The sequence below is a fragment of the Kitasatospora sp. NPDC058478 genome, from assembly GCF_042720345.1.
Taxonomy (GTDB): domain Bacteria; phylum Actinomycetota; class Actinomycetes; order Streptomycetales; family Streptomycetaceae; genus Kitasatospora.
In genome coordinates this window covers 1-17,681 of sequence record NZ_JBHXML010000056.1, presented here as the reverse complement: position 1 = coordinate 17,681, position 17,681 = coordinate 1, and the positions used below count along the sequence as shown (strand labels likewise).

The window sequence follows — 17,681 nt, the reverse complement described above, 5'->3', positions numbered from 1 at the left end:
GGATGTGACGATCAGTCAGCTCAGGCGGGCGGCCGCCCCTTGCCCGGGGCGCCGGCGAAGACCTGGGCGATGGGGAGCCAGGCGGTCGCGGTGGGGCCGGTGGCGGTGAGGGCGAGGTCGTCGCGGTGGCGGCGCTGCGTCACCAGGAGGCAGAAGTCCAGGGCCGGGCCGGTCACCCGGTCCGTGGCGCCGTCCGGTCCGAAGGTCCACAGGCCGCCGTCGGGCGCGGTCAGTTCGAGCCGGACGGGCGATTCGGGGGCGGGCAGCCCGTGCAGGGTGAACGCGAAGCCGAGGGTGCGCAGCCCCAGGTGGGCGATGTGCCGCAGCCGGGCGGTGGGCTCGCGGGCGGCGCCGAGCGCGTCGGCGACGTCCTGGCCGTGCGCCCAGGTCTCCATCAGTCGGGCGGTGGCCATCGAGGCGGGCTTCATCGGCGGGCCGAACCACGGCAGCCGGGTGCCGGCCGGGGTGGCGGCCAGTGCGGCCGACACCTCCTCCCGGCCGGCGCGCCAGCGGGCGAGCAGGTCCGCGGGTGCGGCGGCCGCGCCGCTGGCCGCGCCCTCGTCCACCGGGTCGACGCCGGCGGCCGGCAGCGTGCCGAAGCGCTCGTCGAGGGTGGCGGCGAAGCCGTCCGCGTCGCGCGCGGCCAGCGCCGTCCAGTCGTCGGTCCAGGCCAGGTGGGCGATCTGGTGCGCGATCGTCCAGCCCTCGGCGGGCGTCGGGCGCGCCCAGCCGACCGGGTCCAGTCCGGCCACCAGGGCGTCCAGCGCCGCGCTCTCGGCCCGCAGGTCGTCCAGCAGCGCGGCCGGGACGTCCGCCGCGGGCGTCGTCGGGGTGTTCGGGTCCGTCATCGGTTTCCCTCCTTCCGGGTCCGGCGCACTACCCGCCGGTACGTCACGGCCGCACCCTACGCCCGGCCCGGCCGCCGTGCCCGCCACTGCGTCGAAGACGCGGGGAACGCCCATGTCAGCACTCTCGCCAGCGGCCGTGCCGCGTGTGACAATCTCGCGATGACAAGGGCGAAGACGGGCCCCGGGGCCGCGGACACCCTCACCACCCCGGCGCACTCGGACGATCCCGGGCTCGCCGCCCGCGCCGCCGAGTTGGTGCGGGACGCCGTGCTCGGCGACCTCGCGCGGCGGGTGGTGGCCGAGTGCGGGGCCGACGTCGGACTGGTCGGCGTGCCGCAGCCGCCGGCCGGGCCCCGGGGGCGCGACGCGGGCATGGTGCTGCGCCACTGGGCCGGCACCCGGGCCGACCTGCTGCACGACCGGGCCGTCCCGACCGGCACCGGCCTGGGCGGGCGGGCGCTGGCCGAGCGGGCGCCCAGCTGGGTGCCCGACTACCGTGCCGCCACCACGATCTCGCACGACCACGACGCCGCCGTCAGCGCCGAGGACCTGTACGCGATGCTCACCGTGCCGCTGCTGCACGGCGACACCGTGTACGGCGTGGTGTACGCGTCGCTGCGTGCCGTCGTCCCGTTCGGGGACGTGCGGATCGCCGCCGTCGGCGAACTGGCCGCGACGGCGACCCGGGCCCTGGCCGGGGCGGCCGCCTGGCGGTCCGCGCCGCCCCGACGGGCCGCCCCCGTACGGCCGTTGACCCCGCGCGAGCACGAGGTGCTGCGCTGGGCGGCGACCGGCCGGACCAATCCGGAGATCGCCGCCCGGCTGGGCCTCACCTGCAACACCGTGACGGGCTACCTGAAGTCCGCGATGCACAAGCTCGGCGTCCGCAACCGCACCGAACTCGCCCTGGCGGCACGCGAGTCCGGCCTGGTCGACCGGTGAACATGCTTGGTCGACCGGTGAACGTGCCTGGTCGGGGCCAGTGGGTGCGTCTCAGCCGACCTGCCGCTCCCGCCCCGCCCAGTACGGCTCGCGCAGCCGGAACTTCTGCAGCTTCCCGGTGGCGGTCCGCGGCAGGGCCGCCCGGAACTCCACCGAGGTGGGTGACTTGTAGCCGGCCAGCCGCTGCTTGCAGTGCGCGATCAACTCGGCCTCGGTGACGGGCCCCTGGCCCTCCCGGAGGACCACCAGCGCCTTGACGGTCTCGCCCCACTTCTCGTGCGGCACTCCGATCACCGCGGCTTCGGCGACCGCCGGGTGGCCGTACAGGCAGTCCTCCACCTCGATCGAGGAGACGTTCTCCCCGCCGCTGATGATGACGTCCTTCTTCCGGTCCGAGATGGTCAGTTGGCCGTGGCCGAGGACGCCGCCGTCGCCGGTGTGGAACCAGCCGTCCCGCAGGGCGTCCGCGGTGGCCGCGGGCTGCTGCCAGTAGCCGTCCAGCACGGTGTTGGAGCGCACCAGGACCTCGCCGGAGGCGTCGACCCGCAGCCGGGTGCCGAGCGCGGGGGCGCCCGCCTGCACCAGCTTCTCGGCCCGTTCGGCGGCGGGCAGGGCGTCCCACTCGGCGCGCGAGCGGTTGACCGTGACCACCGGGGAGGTCTCGGTCAGGCCGTAGAGCTGCATGAACTCCCAGCCCAGCTCGGACTCGACCTGCTGCACCACCGAGGTCGGCGGCGGCGCGCCGGCCACCACGATCCGCACCCGGTCCCGGCCGGGCACCGGGCCGTCCCACTCGGCGGCCGCGTCCAGCACCATCTGGACCACGGCGGGCGCGCCGCTGAGGAAGGTCACCCCGTGCCGCTCGACCCGGCGCAGGATCTCCGCGCCGTCGACCTTGCGCAGCACGATGTGCCGGGCGCCGAGCCCGGTGAGGGCGAACGGCAGGCCCCAGCCGTTGGCGTGGAACATCGGCAGGGTGTGCAGGTAGACGTCCCGGTCGCCGGCGCCGTAGTGCAGGCCCATCAGTACCGCGTTCAGCCAGATGTTGCGGTGGGTGAGCTGAACGCCCTTGGGGCGGGCGGTGGTTCCGCTGGTGTAGTTGATCGTGGCGGTGTCGTTCTCGGCGATCTCGTACCGCCGGGGGGAGTTGTCGAAGTCGTGGAGCAGCGCGTCGCTCTCCGCGCCGAGCACGAACTTGTGCTTGGCCGTCACCCCGCCCAGCGCGTCGGTGAGTTCGGGGTCGACCAGCAGGACGGACGCGCCGCTCTGCTCGACGATGTACGCCACCTCCTCGGCCTTCAGCCGGAAGTTCACCGGGACCAGCACCCGCCCGTACCCGCTCACCCCGAACAGGGAGGTCAGCAGCCGGGCCGAGTTGTGCGACACGACGGCGACCCGCTCGCCCGGCCCGACGCCCAGCCGGTCCAGCCCGGCCGCTTGCGCCCGGGCCAGTTCGGCGACCCGGCGGTAGCTCAGCTCGCCCCAGGATTCGGCCGGCTGCACCGGCTCGTCGACGATGCCGACCCGGTCGCCGTAGACCAGCTCGGCCCGGTCGAGGAAGTCCATCACGGAGAGTGGAATCTGCATGCGCCCACTGTCCTCTCCCACCCGTCCGCCGGACACCCCCGATCGGGGGTGTCCGGCGGTGGGAGCAGAGTGGAAGGAGCGGATTCCGTTTGCTGAGCCCGTCGCGAACAGACGGGCGACCGATGCGCCGGGCCGGCCGGCCACCTGCTAGGAAGATCGCAGCGAACGGCCATGCACCCACGGGGAGAAGCACCATGATCGACCGACGACCGGGCACCCGCCACGAGGCCGGGGGACTGCGGTGACCGCCCCCGTCACCGAGCACCCGAGGGCCGCGGGCCTGCTGCTGCGCCCCTTCGAGGACGCGGACGCGCCGGCCCTGATCGAGGCGTACCGGGACGAGACGCTGCGCCGCTTCACCCGCACCCCGGTGGGGAACGCCGAGGAGGCCGCGCACTGGCTCGGGCTGCAGTACCGGGGCCGGGCGGAGGGCCGCCGGTACAGTTTCGCGGTGCTGGAGCCCGGCACGGGCGAACTGCTCGGCAACGTCGCGCTCAAGCGCGGCACCCCGGGCGGGGAGGCGGCCGAGGTGGGCTACTGGACGGCGGCCGCGGCCCGCGGCCGGGGGGTGGCCCCGCGCGCGGTGGTGGCGCTCACCGCCTGGGCCTTCGAGGTGCTCGCCGACGACGGCCTGGTCCGGATCGACCTGCTGCACCAGGTGGACAACGCGGCCTCCTGCCGGGTCGCGGAGAAGAGCGGCTACGCCTTCCAGGAGGTGCTGACGGCCTTGCCGCCGGAGTTCCCGTTGGACGGTCACCGGCACTCCAGGAAACGGCTGGACGGGGCCGAACACGGCAGGTCAGAGTAGCCGGATGGGATCTCTGGTACGACACGTGACGATCGACTGCGCCGACCCGCACGGCCTCGCGCAGTTCTGGGCCCAGGCGCTGGACGGCACCCTGGCCGAGCGCATCGCCACCGGCAACGCCTGAGCCAACGTTTGGGCCACCGCCTGAGCCACCGCCTGAACGACCGGCCGCCGAGTCCACGAGGACTTGGCGGCCGTTCGGTTCTCCCCGCCCGGCGCACCCGTCACACGACAGGCCGACGTCTCGGGCCGTCGCAGTGGAACCGTCCGATAATCGAACCTGGCTGATGCCACGTCGCGGCGAGCTTCCCCGACCCCACCACCCGAGAGACAGGCAGGTACCCCATGGCCAGAATCGCCGTGATCGGCGCCAACGGCACCATCGGCAGTGCCATCGTCGCGGAGGCGGCCGCGCGCGGGCACGAAGTCACCGCGGTGGTCCGCGACCCGGACCGCTACCAGGGCGGGGCGGCCTTCGTCGAACGCGCGGACGTCCTGGACCCGGCCCAGGTGGCCCGGGTGGCGGCCGGCCAGGACGTCCTGGTGAGCGCGGTCGGCGGCGGCGACGGCCCGGGCCACCTGGCACTGATCGGGCCGGCCGCCCGTTCGCTGGTGGAGGGCCTGCGCTCGCTCGGCGACGCCGCGCCCCGGCTGATCGCGGTCGGCGGCGCGGGCAGCCTGGAGACCGCGCCGGGGGTGCGGGTCTGGGACGCGCCGGGGCTGCCGGAGCCGGTGCTGGAGATCATGCACGCGCACGGCGCGGCGCTGGACTTCTACCGGGCGGTCTCCGACGTCCGCTGGACGGTGCTCAGCCCGGCCGCCGAGATCGGCCCGGGGGAGCGGACCGGCCGCTACCGGACGGGCCTGGAGCAGCTGCTCACGGATGCTGCCGGGCGCAGCCGGATCTCGGTGCCGGACTACGCGGTCGCCCTGGTCGACGAGGCCGAGCAGCCCGAGCACATCGGCGAGCGCTTCACCTGCTGCGCGCTGTAACCCTCAGTTACGGTGCGCCCGGTCAGCCGAGCTGGATCGACCGCTTGGCGAGCCCCATCCAGAACCCGTCTATGACGCTGCGCTGGCTGCCGAGGTCGGCCTCGCCGGCGCCGAGGGTGACGAACAGCGGGGCGAAGTGCTCGGTGCGCGGGTGGGCGAGCCGCCCGGCGGGGGCCTTGCGCTCGAAGTCGAGCAGCGCGTCCAGGTCGTGGGCGTCCAGGGCGCGCCGGCCCCAGTCGTCGAACTCGGCCATCACCGAGCTGATCCGGCCGTCGTTGCTGAGCGCCCGCAGGTTGTGGGTGAAGAAGCCGCTGCCGACGATCAGCACGCCCTCGTCGCGCAGCGGGGCGAGCCGGCGGCCGATCTCCAGCAGCCGCTGTGGGTCGAGCGTGGGCATGGAGATCTGGAGGACGGGGATGTCGGCCTCCGGGAACATCTCCACCAGCGGGACGTACGCGCCGTGGTCGAGGCCGCGGTCGGGGATGTCCTGGACGGACGTGCCGGGGGCGCGCAGCAGCTTGCGGACGCGGTCGGCGAGCGCCGGTGCGCCGGGGGCGGCGTACTGGACCTGGTAGTAGTGCTCGGGGAAGCCCCAGAAGTCGTACACCAGCGGCACGGTGGTGACGGCGCCGAGGGCGAGCGGTGCCTCCTCCCAGTGGGCGGAGACCATCAGGACGGCCTTGGGCCGGGGCAGGTCGGCGGACCAGGCGGCCAGTTCACCGGGCCAGACCGGGTCGTCGGCGAGCGGCGGCGCGCCGTGCGAGAGGTACAGGGCGGGCATACGCTCGGGGGCCGCGGTGCTCATGGCGTCCTCCTCCTGGGTCGAACGGGACTGGTGGCTCGGCAGAGTAGTTCAAATTTGAACCTCTACTCGCTGACCGTACACCTTCGTTCGAATTTGAACAACAGGAGTAGGCTTCACCACATGTCCACACTGAACGAACCCCGCTGGCTGGACCAGGACGAGATGGCTGCCTGGCGGGGCTTCGTCGTCGCGAGCAACCTGCTCAACCGCCGACTGGAGCGCCAGCTCAAGGAGGACTCCGGCCTCTCGCACCAGCAGTACGAGATCCTGGTCCACCTGTCCGCCGCCCCGGCCCACGCGCTGCGGATGACCGAACTCGCCGACAAGCTGGTCACCTCCAAGAGCGGCCTCACCTACCAGGTCACCCAACTGGAGCGGATGGGCCTGGTCGCCCGCCGCTCCTGCCCCAGCGACGTGCGCGGCGTCATCGCCGAACTCACCGACCAGGGGCGGGAGTCACTGCGGCAGGCCGCACCCGGGCACGTCGCCCTGGTCCGCGAGCTGCTGATCGACGTGCTCACCCGCGAGCAGCTGGCCGTGCTCGCCGAAGGCCTCGGCGAGGTCAGCGCCCGGCTGCGCCTCGACGACACACCCTGAAGCCCTGGGCCCCTCAGTCAGTCCCCCCGCAGCAGCCGCCGCTCCCGTCGGCGGTCTACCGAGCCTGAGCCGGAGCCTGAGCCCGGACCGGCTGCGGGGCGCAGAGCAGGGCGGTCCGCAGGTCGAGCCGGTCCCGCAGTCGGGCCAGGCTGCGGCCGGTCAGCTCCTCGATCCGGCGGATCCGGTAGTGCACGGTGTTGACGTGGATGCACAGCGCCTCGGCCGTCCGCGCCCACGAGCCGTCGTGGTCCAGGAAGACCGCCAGGGTGCCCAGCAGCGAGACGCTGTTCTCCCGGTCGTGGGCGGCCAGCGGGGCCAGCAACCGGGTGTGGAAGGCGGCCGTCACCTCCGGCGGGATGCCGCGCAGCAGTCCGTCCAGCGAGTCCAGTTCGGCGGCGCTGCCGACCGGGCCGGCCGAGCCCTCCAGTACGTAGCGGGCCTGCACCAGCGCCGCCCGCAGCGCGGCGGGGGCGGGCGGGGCGGCCGGGCCGACGCCCACCCGCAGGGTGCACCGGCCGGTCAGCCGGCTCTGCAGCGCGGGCCGGGCCCGGCGCAGCCGTTCGGCGACCTGCTCGACCGGCGCGGCCACCAGCGCGGCGGACCGCCCGCCGCGGTCGGTCCCGGCGGCGTATGGCGCGCCGAGCGGGTGCAGCGCCTCCGCCAGCGCGTACGCCGCCCAGGCGGCGGGCGGGCCGTCGCCCGGTGCGGCACCCGCCTCGCCCGCCAGGCCGCCGTCGATCCGCGCGGTGACCGCCACCAGCGACTCGGCCCCGTCCAGCCCGCAGGCCGCGAGCGGCTCGGCGAGCCCGGCCTCCCCGGCGAGCGCGTCCAGTAGCCGCCCGGCGGCCCGGCGCCGCGCGCCCGCGTCGGCGTGGGCGCGGGCGGCGAGCGGGGCGAGCAGTTCGGCCAGGGCCTGGAGTGCCGGTTCGGCCGCCGCCGAGCGCAGGTGCGGGCGCAGCCGCCAGCCGTCGAACGGCGAGCCGTCCTGGGGCCCGACGGGCAGCCCGGTGTCGCCGCGCCCGGTGGGCGGGACGGGTGCGGCAGTGGCGGGTGCGGCGGTGACGGCAGCGGCGGTGACGGCAGCGGCGGTGACGGCAGCGGCGGTGGCGGCGACGGCCCGGCCGCCGGCGGTGGTGATCGAGCAGTCCGGCACCCCGAGCCGGCCGACCGCGTGGGCCAGCACCTCGCCGGCCCCGGCGTCCGCGTGCAGCAGGTCGAGCAGTTCGTGCCGGACGGTCTCCGGGATCGCCGCGGTGTCCTGGGCGCCGGCCCGCAGGTCCCCCCAGAGCCGCAGGTAGACGCGGTCGGTGACGGCACGGAAGCTGACTCCGGCGGGCACCGCCAGCAGCGGGATGCCGTGGGTGCGGCAGGCGTCGGCGAGGCTGTCCGGGACGCTGCCGTGGGTGCCCTCGCCGGCCAGCAGCGCCGCCACGCCCGCGCTGCGCAGGGCGGTGGCGAAGCGCAGCGCGCCGGAGGCGTCGGCGGGCTGCCACCAGACCAGGCCGGTGAGGACGAGTTCGCCGGGTTGGAGGTAGCGGGCCGGGTCCTGGAGGTCGGTGGAGCTGAGCCCGGTGACCGGGCGGTCGAGCAGGTCCGGGGTGCCCCAGGCCAGGCGGATGTCCAGGTCGTCGAGGTGCAGCAGGTCGCCGACGATCATCTCTCGCTCATCTCGCTCTCGCTCTCGCCTTTGTGCGCCGCGCACGGCTGTGCCTCGCAAGTGCAAGGTTCAGGTGCGCATGGGCATCGTAAATGCAAGTCATGCGGCGGTGATTCTTCTTGTCGGATCATCCAGTGCGGGCCCCTCGGCGGGTGTGCGGAACCAGCCGTCCGCCCGATTGCGGTGCCGCTTCCATCGGCTTTCGCGGCTTCCATCGGCTTCCACCGGTGCGGGGCGCGCCGAGCCGCCTCCTCGGACATGCCCGCCCCTGTCTCCGCAGTTACCAGCTGAAAGCGCTCTGCCCCATCGCAGATGCCGCTGAAATCATCCTTTCAGCGCCGCAGCTGCGAATGCCCGAGCCCTCCCTCGGGTAACCCCCTCCCGGGTCGCAGCGGCGCGGCCCGGGAGGAGGGAGCACCATGACCCCGTCGAGCCCCACCGTCCGGCTGCACGGCCACTTCGACCGGCCCGCCGAGCTGTCGGTCGACCAGCTGCGCGCCCTCCCCGCGCACCGCGTCGAGGTCAGCTTCGACTGCCTGGCCGAGGGCGAGCAGCGGCACGACTACGAGGGGCCCGCGCTCTGGGACGTGCTGTGCGCGGCCCGGCCCCGGATCGACTTCTCCGGCCGCAAGCAGCGGCTGCGCTTCCTGCTGTCGGTCAGCGGCGCGGACGGCCACCGGGCCGTCGTCTCCTGGGCCGAGATCGACCCCGACTTCGGCGGCCAGCGGATCCTGCTGGCCACCAGCATGGACGGCGCCCCGCTGGACGCCGCCGGCCCGCAGCTCGTCGTCCCCGACGACCACTGCGGCGCCCGCTACGTCAGCGGGGTCACCGCCGTGTGGCTCGGCCCGCTGGGTGAACCGGCGGCCTGAGCCCCGGCCGCGGGCGGGCCTTGACCCCGCCCCGGGGCCCGCTCTCGCCGAGTGCTTCGCGGTGGAGCATCGTCGCTGCTCGGAGGGGGTGCGGGCGATCGCGGGGAATACCGAAAAACAGCTCGCCGGATGCCTGTTTCCGTGCCAACATGCCCCATATGGGGACGATTCTGCACGGCACCCTGGTGACCCTCCGCACCGCCGGCACCGACGACATCCCGGCGCTCGCGGCCATCCGCGGCACGCCCGAGGTGTTCGCCCGCTGGCGGGGCGGTGACGACCTCGCCGACGCCGTCGCCAGCGACCTGGAGGAGCCCGACACCGAGACCCTCGCCGTCGAGGTGGGCGGGAAGATCGTCGGCGCCATCCAGTGGTACGCCAACAACGACGACGAGTACCGGCACGCCGGCATCGACATCTACCTCGACCCGGAGGTCCACGGCGTCGGCCTCGGCGCGGACGCCGTCCGCACGCTGGCCCGCCACCTCGTCGACCACCACCACTACCACCGGCTGATCATCGACCCGGCGGCCGACAACACGGCCGCGATCCGCTGCTACGCGAAGGTCGGCTTCCGCTCCGTCGGCACCATGCGCCAGTACGAGCGCGGCCCGGACGGCACCTGGCACGACAACCTGCTGATGGACCTCCTCGCGGACGAACTCCGCTGACCGGCGCGCGAACTCCGCTGACCGGCGCGCCCGTGCGGCGGTAGGCGGCCCGGCAGCGGCCCGACCGGTCCGGAGCGCGCGTGGCGCGGAGTCAGATCGCGGCTGCGCCTGCTGCCGCCCGCTCCGGCGCCGGGCAGCCGCAGGTGCGCCGCAGCACCAGCCGGGCCGGGAAGGTCCGCGCGCCGGTGGAGCGCCGCTCGGCCCCGCCGAGGACCAGGTCGACCGCGGCGCGGGCCATCTCGTCCTGCGCGGTCGCGACGGTGGTCAGCGCCGGGCCGGCGATCACCGCCTCGGCGATGTCGTCGAAACCGGCCACCGCGAGCTGCTCCGGCACCCGGATGCCCAGGTCGTCGGCGGCCCGCAGCAGGCCGATCGCCTGGTCGTCGGTCGTGCAGAACACGGCGGACGGCCGGTCGGGCCGGGCCAGCAGGGCGAGCGCTTCGGCGTGCGCCCGGACGCGGTCGAACGGCGCCGGCACCAGCCGCCCCTCGGTCGCCAGCCCGGCCTCGGCCAGCGCGGCGGCCCAGCCGGCCGTCCGCCCGGTGACCGGGTCGTGCGGGCTGAGCGCGAGGGTGCCGCCGAAGCAGTGCACCTCGGCGTGGCCGTGCCCGAGCAGGTGCCGGACCACCTCGCGGGCGCCGCCCTCGTCGTCCGCCACCACCGCGACGCCGTCGGCGGTCTCCGCCCGGTGGTGCAGCAGCACGACCGAGGTGCCGTCGCCCACGTCGAAGCCGGTGAGCCCGGGGGTGGCCGGGTCCTGGGTGACGAGGATCAGCCCGTCGACCTGCATGCCGAGGAACGCGCGGATGTAGTGCGCCTCGCGCTCGTCCACGTAGTCGGAGTTGCCGATCAGCAGGAGCCGGCCGTGGTCGGCGGCGGCCTGCTCGACGGCGTGCGCGAGCCCGGCGAAGAACGGCTGGCGGGCGTCCGGCACGACCATGCCGAGCAGGTTGGTCCGCCGCCGTGCCATCGCCTGGGCGACCCGGTTGGGGCGGTAGCCGAGCTCCTCGACCGCCGCGAGCACCCGCGCCCGGGTCGCGGGCGCCACCGGCCGCGGCCCGTCGTTGATCACATAACTCACGACCGCCGTGGACGTCCCCGCCACCCGCGCCACATCGTCCCGTGTCACCCTCGCCATGCCCGCGAGCCTACACAGCGCCTCCGACAGCTCCGGGCTGCCGTCGCCGCCGGGCGCCCGCCGCGGTCAGTACGTGTGGTCCGCGGTGATGTCCGCCGAGAGGCCGAGGGCCTGTTCGGCGGGTCGCCCGCGCAGCGCCAGCAGGGTCTGGGCGAGCGCGTCGACGGCGGCCAGGTGGGCGAGCCGGCTGGCCGTGGTCTCCAGGCCGAAGACCAGGTCCTGCCCGCCCGCGACCAGGGTGTGGGTGGCCGTCTCGGTGAGCGGCGAGCGGGCGTAGCTGGTGAGCGCGACCACGGCCGCCCCGGCCGCCCGGGCCCGGCGCGCGGCGTCGATCACCAGCGGGGTGGCGCCGCCGTGGCTGACCGCGAAGCAGACGCCGTCGGGCGGGAGCTGGGCGGCGGCCAGCTGGGCGGTGAGCGGGTCGGCGGGGGCGTCGACGCGCAGGCCGAGCGCGCGCAGCCGGTAGGCGAGGTCGAGCACCACCGCGCCGGACAGCCCGGAACCGACCAGCACCACCTGGCCGGCGCCGGCCAGCACGTCGGCGGCCGCCCGCAGGTCGTCGGCGGTGAGCGTGGCGGTGATCCCGTCCAGGGCCGCGCGGGCGGCCCGCAGGGTGTCGGCGAGGGCCCGGGCGGCCGGGTCGCGTGCGTCGTCGTCGGCGGGGGCCGGGGCCGTGGCGGGGGAGTGCCGGGCGGCGGCGATCTTCAGCTCCTGGTAGCCGCGGAAGCCGAGCCGCTGGCAGGCCCGGACCACGGAGGAGGGGGCGGTGCCGGCCAGTGCGGCGACGTCGCTGACGCTCAGGTGCACCAGGCCGGCGCCCCGGTCGAGCACCACCTCGGCCACCCGCGCCTCGGCGCCGCGCAGGTCGCCGAGCCGGGCCCGGATCCGCGCGGCGAGCTGGGACTCCAGGGGCGTCATGTCGGAATGTCCTTCCATGACGCTAGGGTAGCGTGGAATTCGGTTCCAGGCCGTGCCGGGTCGCCGGAAGGCCGTCGGAGGGGAGCTTCGCCATGCCCGAGATCGTGCCGGCCGTGCCGGTGGCCGTGCTCGCCGCGGCCGTGCTGCACGCCGTCTGGAACGGCCTGGCGCACCGGATTCCGGACAAGCTGGTCGGCTTCGCGCTGATCAACCTGACCTACACCGCGTGCGCGCTGGTCCTGGTGCTGCTCAACCCGCTGCCGGCGGCCTCGTCCTGGCCGTACCTGCTGGCCTCGGTCGCCGTCCAGACGACGTCGACGGTCCTGCTGCTACGGGCCTACCAGCTGGGCGACTTCGGGCAGATGTACCCGATCGCGCGCGGCTCGGCGCCGCTGCTGGTGGCCCTGCTGTCGGCCACCGTGCTCGGCCAGCACCCGGGCGCGGGCGAGCTGTTGGGCGTCGTGGTGATCTCCTGCGGCCTGATCGGGCTGGCCTTCGCCAAGGGCGTCCCGGGGCGGGCGCAACTGCCCGCGCTCGGGGCCGCCGCCGGGACGGGCGTGATGATCGCCGTCTACACGGTGCTGGACGGCAGCGGCGTCCGGCACGCCGGGACGGTCGGCGGCTACGTGGCCTGGCTGTTCCTGTTGCAGGGGCCGACGCTCGCGCTGATCGCCTGGGCCCGGCGCGGCCGTTCGCTGCTGGCCGGGGTCGGCAAGGTGGTGCCGGTGGGGATCGCGGGAGGCGTGCTCTCGCTGACGGCCTACGGCCTGGTGGTGTGGGCGCAGTCCCGGGGAGACTTGGCGACGATCGCGGCGCTGCGCGAGACGAGCATCGTGATCGCCGCCCTGATCGCCACCGTGGTGTTCCGGGAGCGGCTCGGCCGGCTGCGGCTGAGCGCCAGCCTCATCGTGCTGGCCGGGATAGCCGTCCTGGAGCTGGCCCGGTCGTAGGGCGTGCCCTGGCCGGTCCGGCCGGTCTCGGGCTGATCCACCGAGACCGGCCGGACAGGATTCGGTGGCCGTCAGCCCTTTTCCGGCACGATCACGGTCAGCGAGGTGCTCAGCACCTCGAAGCCCAGGGACTCGTAGAGCCGACGGGCCGGGTTGCTGTCGGTGACGGCCAACTGCACCTCGACGAGCCCGCGTTCGGCGGCGTCGGCGACGGCGCGGCGCAGCAGGTCCGCGCCGAGGCCCCGGTAGCCGAGCTCCGGGTGCCGGAAGACGTCGGCGATCCACGGCAGGCCGCCGCGGTCGGTGAGGACGAGCCCGGCCACCACCCGGTCCTGCGCGTCCACGGCGAGCAGGCTGGACGGCAGCACCGGCCCGATGACCTCGCCGGCGAGCAGCGGGGCGATCCGCTGCGCCAGGGCCTGCCGGTCGTCGCCCGCGAAGTGGTCCGGGTGCCCCGGGGCGAACGCGGCCCGCCAGGCCTCGAACAGGTCCTCGGGCGCGCGGTCGCAGGGCACGGCCCGCAGGCCGCCGCGCAGCGGGGCCCCGGCCCAGTCGGCGGGCGGCGGGTCGGCGACCAGGTCGCGCCGCATGGCGTGGGAGTGCCGGAGCACGGTGGCGCCGTGCTCCAGCAGGGCGAGGCCGAATTCGGGGGTCCCGGAGACCACCCACCCGGCCAGCTCGGTGCGGACGAACTCCACCGGGTCGGTGCCGCCGCTCCCGTCCACCACCTCCAGCAGGTCGGCCCAGGGCCGCCCCTCCCGCTCGCCCGGGAGGTAGCGCACCACCGGTACGCCCTCGCCGTTCCGCCCGATCACCCAGTTCGTTTCGGTCACACCCAGCCCCATTCGCACGGTCGTTCGTCCGCCGTCATGGTCGACGAGAGCGCGCCCGGGGGCAACCGAATTGTCAGGCCACCACCGCGGCCCGGACGCAGAGCACGTCCGGCAGGTGGGAGAGCAGCGGTGACCAGCTCTCGCCCTCGTCGTGGCTGCCGTAGACGTCGCCGGTCCGGTTGCCGAAGTAGATCCCGGCCGGTTCGGCGTCGTCGGTGCGCAGCGCGTCGCGCAGCACGATGCCGTAGTGGTCCTCGCCGGGCAGGCCGTCGGCGAGCGGCTGCCAGCTGGTGCCGCCGTCGGTGGTGCGAAAGACCCGGCACCGGCGGCCGGGCGGGATGCGGTCGTCCCCGCCGCCGAGCGGGAACAGGTAGGCGGTGTCGCCCCGGCGCGGGTGGGCGGCGACGGCGAAGCCGAACGCGGCGGGCAGCCCGTCGGCGACGGAGCGCCAGCTCGCGCCCCAGTCGTCGCTGCGGTAGACGCCGCCGTGGTTCTGCAGGTACAGCCGGTCGGGGTCGACGGGGTCGGGGGCGATCTTGTGCACGCACTGGCCGAACTCGGGGTACTGGCCCTCCTCCGGGAGGAACTCGGCGCGCAGGCCGGTGTTGGCGGGCTCCCAGCTGTCGCCGCCGTCCTTGCTGCGGTAGACGCCGCCGGTGGAGACGGCGACCAGCAGCCGCTGCGGGTCGCGCGGGTCGGTGACGACGGTGTGCAGGCCCTGGCCGCCGTAGCCGGCGCTCCAGTCGGTCCGGTGCGGGTGGTTCCAGAGCGACTCGACCAGGCGGAAGGTCTCGCCGCCGTCCTCGGAGCGGAACAGCGCGGCGGGCTCGGTGCCGGCGTAGACGACGCCGGGGGCCTCCGGGCCGGCCGGCTGGAGCTGCCAGACCCGGGTGAGCGAGGCGCCGGTGGCTTCGGGGAAGCGGATCGCCGGCTGCGGCGGCTCGTACCAGGTGGCGCCGAGGTCGTCGGAGCGCCAGACGGACGGCCCCCAGTGGCTGCTGTCGGCGCCGACCAGCAGCCGGGTGCGGCCGTCGCGGCGGTCGATGGAGACGGAGTAGACCGCGTTCATCCGGAAGTGCGGCCCGCTGAACTCCCAGTCCAGCCGGTCGCGGCTGCGGCCGAGAAAGAGGCCCTTCTCGGTTCCGACGGCCAACAGCACTTCGGTCATGCCCACACCACCTGGTGACGAGTACGGCCCCCCGGGACGGCCCCCGCCGCCCAGTGTCCCGCCGTCCACCGGCGGCCACATCTCGCCGCGCCCACTCACCCGGAAGGCTCTCTCGTCAGGAAGGCTCACCCGCCCGGCTCACCCCCGGCAGCCCTCCAGCAGCCGCAGCCACACCTCGCTGATCGTCGGGTAGGAGGGCACGGCGTGCCAGAGCCGGTCGATCGGCACCTCGCCGACCACGGCGACGGTCGCCGAGTGCAGCAGTTCGGCGACCCCGGGGCCGACCAGGCAGGCGCCGACCAGCACCTCGCGGTCCAGGTCGAAGACCACCCTGGCCCGGCCGCGGTAGTGGTCGCCGTACAGCGAGGCCCCGGCGACGGCGCCGAAGTCGTGGTCGACGGCCTTGACCCGCAGCCCGGCCCCTTCGGCCGCCGCCAGGGTCAGTCCGACGGCGGCGACCTCCGGATGGGTGAACACGACCTGCGGCGCGCCCGCGCTGTCGGCCGACGCGGCGTGCGCGCCCCAGCGGGAGGTGTCCAGCGCACGCCCCTGGGCGCGGGCCACGATCGCCGAGCCCGTGATCCGGGCCTGGTACTTGCCCTGGTGGGTGAGCAGCGCCCGGTGGTTGACGTCCCCGGCGGCGTACAGCCACTCGCCGTCGACGCCGAGCACGGTGCAGCTGTCGTCCACCTCCAGCCAGCCGCCCGGCTTCAGCCCGACCTGCTCCAGCCCGACGTCGGCGGTGCGCGGGGCCCGTCCGGTCGCGTACAGCACCTCGTCCACGGTCAGCCGCTCGCCGCCACCGAGCGTCAGGACCACCGGCCCGGCGCCGTCCGCCCGCTCCAGCGCGGTGGCCTCCGTCCCGAACCGGAGGTCCACCCCGGCCTCGCGCAGGCCCTCAGCGACCAGCTCGCCCGCGAACGGCTCCATCCGCGGCAGCAGGTGGTCGCCGCGCACCAGCAGCACCACCTCGGAGCCGAGCGCCCGCCAGGCGGTCGCGAGCTCCACCCCGACCACGCCGCCGCCGACCACCGCCAGCCGCCCGGGCACGGCCGGAGCGGCGGTCGCCTCCCGGTTGGTCCACGGGTGGGCCTCCGCCAGCCCCGGCACGCCCGTGGGCAGCACCGGACGGCTGCCGGTGCACACGGCGACGGCGTGCCGGGCGGTGAGCACCCGCTCGGTGCCGTCCTCGGCCTCCACGGTGACGGTCCGCACGCCCGCCAGCCGGCCGTGGCCGCGCACCAGCTCGATGCCGGCGTCCCGCAGCCACTGCACCTGGCCGTCGTCGTTCCAGTGCGAGGCGAAGGAGTCCCGCCGGGCCAGCACCGCGGCCGGGTCCAGCCGCCGGTCGCCGACCGCCTCCCGGGAGCCGGCCACCGCGCGGGCGTCGGCCAGCGCGGCCACCGGGCGCAGCAGCGCCTTGCTCGGCATGCAGGCCCAGTACGAGCACTCGCCGCCGACCAGTTCGGCCTCCACGATCACCGTGCGCAGCCCGGCGGAGGCCGTCCGGTCGGCGACGTTCTCGCCGGTCGGTCCGCCCCCCAGGACGATGACGTCGTACTCCTCGGCGGTGCTGGTCATACCCGGTCCTCCGTGGTGTCGATGGCCACCCCGGCCCGCAGGGCGAGGGTGACGGGCGTGTGGTCGCGGACGTCGAGCAGCCGGGCGCGCCGGGCGTCGTCCAGCGCGTCGGCGAGGGCGCCGGTGAGGGCGGCCTTCCGGGAGGTCGGCCCGTGGCTGCCGTTCGTCTCGTACCCGAGCCTGACCCGAACGGCCTCCAGCGGCCACTTCTCGCGCTCCGCGTGCATCCGCAGGGGCTCGCTTTCCCGTGGGATCCGGCCCTCGGCCGGACGGGCGCCGGGCCGTGTGCCCGGCGCCGTGCCCATCCTGCGACGTCAACGGGGCTTCGCGCAGACGAACCCGCAGACGAACCCGCGGACGGGTCCGAGCCGAGGGCGGGTCAGAGCGCCGCGAGCCCGGCCAGCACCGCCGCCGTGTCGGCCGGGCGGGAGAACATCGGCCAGTGCCCGGTGGGCAGTTCGCGCAGCTCCCAGTTCGGCCCGTCGAGCCCGGCGAACCACGGGTGGCCGGCCGTGATCATCGCCTGCACCTGGGCGAGCGGGAAGGAACAGGTCACCAGTGCCTGCGGCAGCGCGGCCGAGGCGCCCGTCAGCCGCAGCCGGTCCCGGTACGCCCCGGCCGGTTGCGGGGTGGCCCGCTCGCGGATCCGGGCGAGCGCGGCCTCGTCCAGGCCCTCCACACTGGCGCCGTCGGCGGCGAGGTCGGCCCAGGAGGGCATCGGGAGGCGGCCGTCGACCACCGAGGCGTCGGCCGCCGCGCGGTGGTCGGGCTGCCAGAGGTCGTACAGCGAACCGCCGTCGATCATCGGGCCGCTGTCCAGGTAGACCACCCGGCGGATCCGCTCCGGCATCCGGTCCGCGATGCCGCCGGCTGGGGCGCAGGCGCCGCTGTGCGCGACCAGCACCACCTCCCACAGGTCCTCGCGGACCAGCAGGTCGGCCAGCGCGGCGATGTGCTCCGCCAGCCCGATCGGCTCGGCCTCGCCCGCGCGCTCCGCCAGCCCGGGCAGCGTCACGGGGTGGACGGTGTGCCCGTCGGCGCGCAGCGGCCCGGCGACCTCCTCCCAGGCCCAGGCGCCGAGCCAGAAACCGGGGACCAGTACGAACGTGCTCATGGTGGATCGCTCCTCGCGGTCGGGCGGGATCTCCGTCGCCGACGACCCTAGGGCGTGTCGTCAAACCCCCGCCTGCGCGCCGGCGCTGGGGCACGCACCTCGCCGCGTTGTCGTCGGTCGCCGATGCTCCGCATGGACTCCCTCCTCCGCCTTGCGATGCACGCACCCCAGCGCCGCCACGCCCGCCCTCCGGGCGGAC

General features: G+C 75.4%; 19 protein-coding genes. 8 read left to right on the top strand and 11 right to left on the bottom strand.

All coding sequences use genetic code 11. The features are described from left to right. Window positions 1–20: 20 nt before the first annotated feature. Window positions 21–848, bottom strand: coding sequence for a TIGR03084 family metal-binding protein (locus tag ACFWPT_RS28015; protein WP_380485128.1), 828 nt, complete (start codon window positions 846–848; stop codon window positions 21–23). Window positions 849–1,007: 159 nt separating this feature from the next. Here ACFWPT_RS28015 and ACFWPT_RS28010 point away from each other — a divergent pair, with 159 nt between their 5' ends. After that, a complete protein-coding gene (locus tag ACFWPT_RS28010) occupies window positions 1,008–1,790 on the top strand; it encodes a LuxR C-terminal-related transcriptional regulator (RefSeq protein WP_363371233.1) in 783 nt (260 codons plus the stop codon). A gap of 51 nt (window positions 1,791–1,841) precedes the next feature. Here the strand turns inward: ACFWPT_RS28010 and ACFWPT_RS28005 are convergent, their stop codons facing one another. After that, window positions 1,842–3,377 (bottom strand): AMP-binding protein, encoded by a 1,536-nt coding sequence (locus ACFWPT_RS28005; protein ID WP_380485127.1) that lies wholly within the window; start codon window positions 3,375–3,377, stop codon window positions 1,842–1,844. A gap of 241 nt (window positions 3,378–3,618) precedes the next feature. Between ACFWPT_RS28005 and ACFWPT_RS28000 the strand changes: the two genes are divergently transcribed. The 3 genes from ACFWPT_RS28000 (at window position 3,619) to ACFWPT_RS27990 (ending at window position 5,178) form a co-directional block, all read left to right on the top strand. Beyond that, window positions 3,619–4,185, top strand: coding sequence for a GNAT family N-acetyltransferase (locus ACFWPT_RS28000; RefSeq protein WP_380485125.1), 567 nt, complete (start codon window positions 3,619–3,621; stop codon window positions 4,183–4,185). A 4-nt stretch (window positions 4,186–4,189) separates the two neighbouring features. Continuing rightward, entirely contained in the window at window positions 4,190–4,309 is a 120-nt protein-coding gene (locus tag ACFWPT_RS27995; protein ID WP_380374777.1) for a VOC family protein, read from the top strand. A gap of 221 nt (window positions 4,310–4,530) precedes the next feature. Beyond that, on the top strand, window positions 4,531–5,178 hold the full coding sequence (locus ACFWPT_RS27990) for an NAD(P)-dependent oxidoreductase (RefSeq protein ID WP_380374779.1): 648 nt from the start codon (window positions 4,531–4,533) through the stop codon (window positions 5,176–5,178). A 22-nt stretch (window positions 5,179–5,200) separates the two neighbouring features. On the opposite strand, the gene ACFWPT_RS27985 is transcribed toward ACFWPT_RS27990, so the two are convergent. Further along, window positions 5,201–5,983, bottom strand: a complete 783-nt coding sequence (locus tag ACFWPT_RS27985; protein WP_380485123.1) for a dioxygenase — start codon at window positions 5,981–5,983, stop codon at window positions 5,201–5,203. A 129-nt stretch (window positions 5,984–6,112) separates the two neighbouring features. Between ACFWPT_RS27985 and ACFWPT_RS27980 the strand changes: the two genes are divergently transcribed. Continuing rightward, on the top strand, window positions 6,113–6,580 hold the full coding sequence (locus tag ACFWPT_RS27980) for a MarR family winged helix-turn-helix transcriptional regulator (RefSeq protein ID WP_380374797.1): 468 nt from the start codon (window positions 6,113–6,115) through the stop codon (window positions 6,578–6,580). 55 nt (window positions 6,581–6,635) lie between these two features. Here the strand turns inward: ACFWPT_RS27980 and ACFWPT_RS27975 are convergent, their stop codons facing one another. Beyond that, the gene (locus tag ACFWPT_RS27975; protein WP_380485121.1) at window positions 6,636–8,237 is read right to left on the bottom strand and encodes a PucR family transcriptional regulator; all 1,602 of its coding nucleotides are present in this window, start codon (window positions 8,235–8,237) and stop codon (window positions 6,636–6,638) included. 419 nt (window positions 8,238–8,656) lie between these two features. Between ACFWPT_RS27975 and ACFWPT_RS27970 the strand changes: the two genes are divergently transcribed. After that, a complete protein-coding gene (locus tag ACFWPT_RS27970) occupies window positions 8,657–9,109 on the top strand; it encodes a molybdopterin-dependent oxidoreductase (RefSeq protein ID WP_063346982.1) in 453 nt (150 codons plus the stop codon). Window positions 9,110–9,267: 158 nt separating this feature from the next. Next, entirely contained in the window at window positions 9,268–9,780 is a 513-nt protein-coding gene (locus ACFWPT_RS27965; protein ID WP_079135490.1) for a GNAT family N-acetyltransferase, read from the top strand. Between the two features lie 91 nt (window positions 9,781–9,871). Here ACFWPT_RS27965 and ACFWPT_RS27960 read toward each other — a convergent pair whose 3' ends face one another. After that, window positions 9,872–10,918 (bottom strand): LacI family DNA-binding transcriptional regulator, encoded by a 1,047-nt coding sequence (locus tag ACFWPT_RS27960; RefSeq protein ID WP_380374783.1) that lies wholly within the window; start codon window positions 10,916–10,918, stop codon window positions 9,872–9,874. Window positions 10,919–10,984: 66 nt separating this feature from the next. Then, window positions 10,985–11,854: a MurR/RpiR family transcriptional regulator gene (locus tag ACFWPT_RS27955; protein ID WP_063346979.1), complete on the bottom strand. Its 870-nt coding sequence runs from the start codon at window positions 11,852–11,854 to the stop codon at window positions 10,985–10,987. A 74-nt stretch (window positions 11,855–11,928) separates the two neighbouring features. On the opposite strand from ACFWPT_RS27955, the gene ACFWPT_RS27950 reads away from it, so the two are divergent. Beyond that, window positions 11,929–12,786, top strand: a complete 858-nt coding sequence (locus ACFWPT_RS27950) for an EamA family transporter (RefSeq protein WP_380485118.1) — start codon at window positions 11,929–11,931, stop codon at window positions 12,784–12,786. A gap of 71 nt (window positions 12,787–12,857) precedes the next feature. Here the strand turns inward: ACFWPT_RS27950 and ACFWPT_RS27945 are convergent, their stop codons facing one another. The 5 genes from ACFWPT_RS27945 to ACFWPT_RS27925 form a co-directional block, all read right to left on the bottom strand. Further along, window positions 12,858–13,619: a GNAT family N-acetyltransferase gene (locus tag ACFWPT_RS27945; protein ID WP_380485116.1), complete on the bottom strand. Its 762-nt coding sequence runs from the start codon at window positions 13,617–13,619 to the stop codon at window positions 12,858–12,860. Between the two features lie 73 nt (window positions 13,620–13,692). Continuing rightward, a complete protein-coding gene (locus ACFWPT_RS27940) occupies window positions 13,693–14,787 on the bottom strand; it encodes a WD40/YVTN/BNR-like repeat-containing protein (RefSeq protein WP_380485113.1) in 1,095 nt (364 codons plus the stop codon). A gap of 138 nt (window positions 14,788–14,925) precedes the next feature. Next, window positions 14,926–16,368 carry a dihydrolipoyl dehydrogenase family protein gene (locus tag ACFWPT_RS27935; protein ID WP_380485111.1) on the bottom strand — a complete coding sequence of 481 codons (1,443 nt, stop codon included), beginning with the start codon at window positions 16,366–16,368 and terminating at the stop codon, window positions 14,926–14,928. Then, the gene (locus ACFWPT_RS27930) at window positions 16,365–16,595 is read right to left on the bottom strand and encodes a hypothetical protein (protein WP_380485109.1); all 231 of its coding nucleotides are present in this window, start codon (window positions 16,593–16,595) and stop codon (window positions 16,365–16,367) included. The genes ACFWPT_RS27935 and ACFWPT_RS27930 overlap by 4 nt, the downstream gene beginning before the upstream one ends. Before the next feature lie 152 nt (window positions 16,596–16,747). Then, a complete protein-coding gene (locus tag ACFWPT_RS27925; RefSeq protein ID WP_380374792.1) occupies window positions 16,748–17,482 on the bottom strand; it encodes an alpha/beta fold hydrolase in 735 nt (244 codons plus the stop codon). Window positions 17,483–17,681 lie beyond the last annotated feature (199 nt).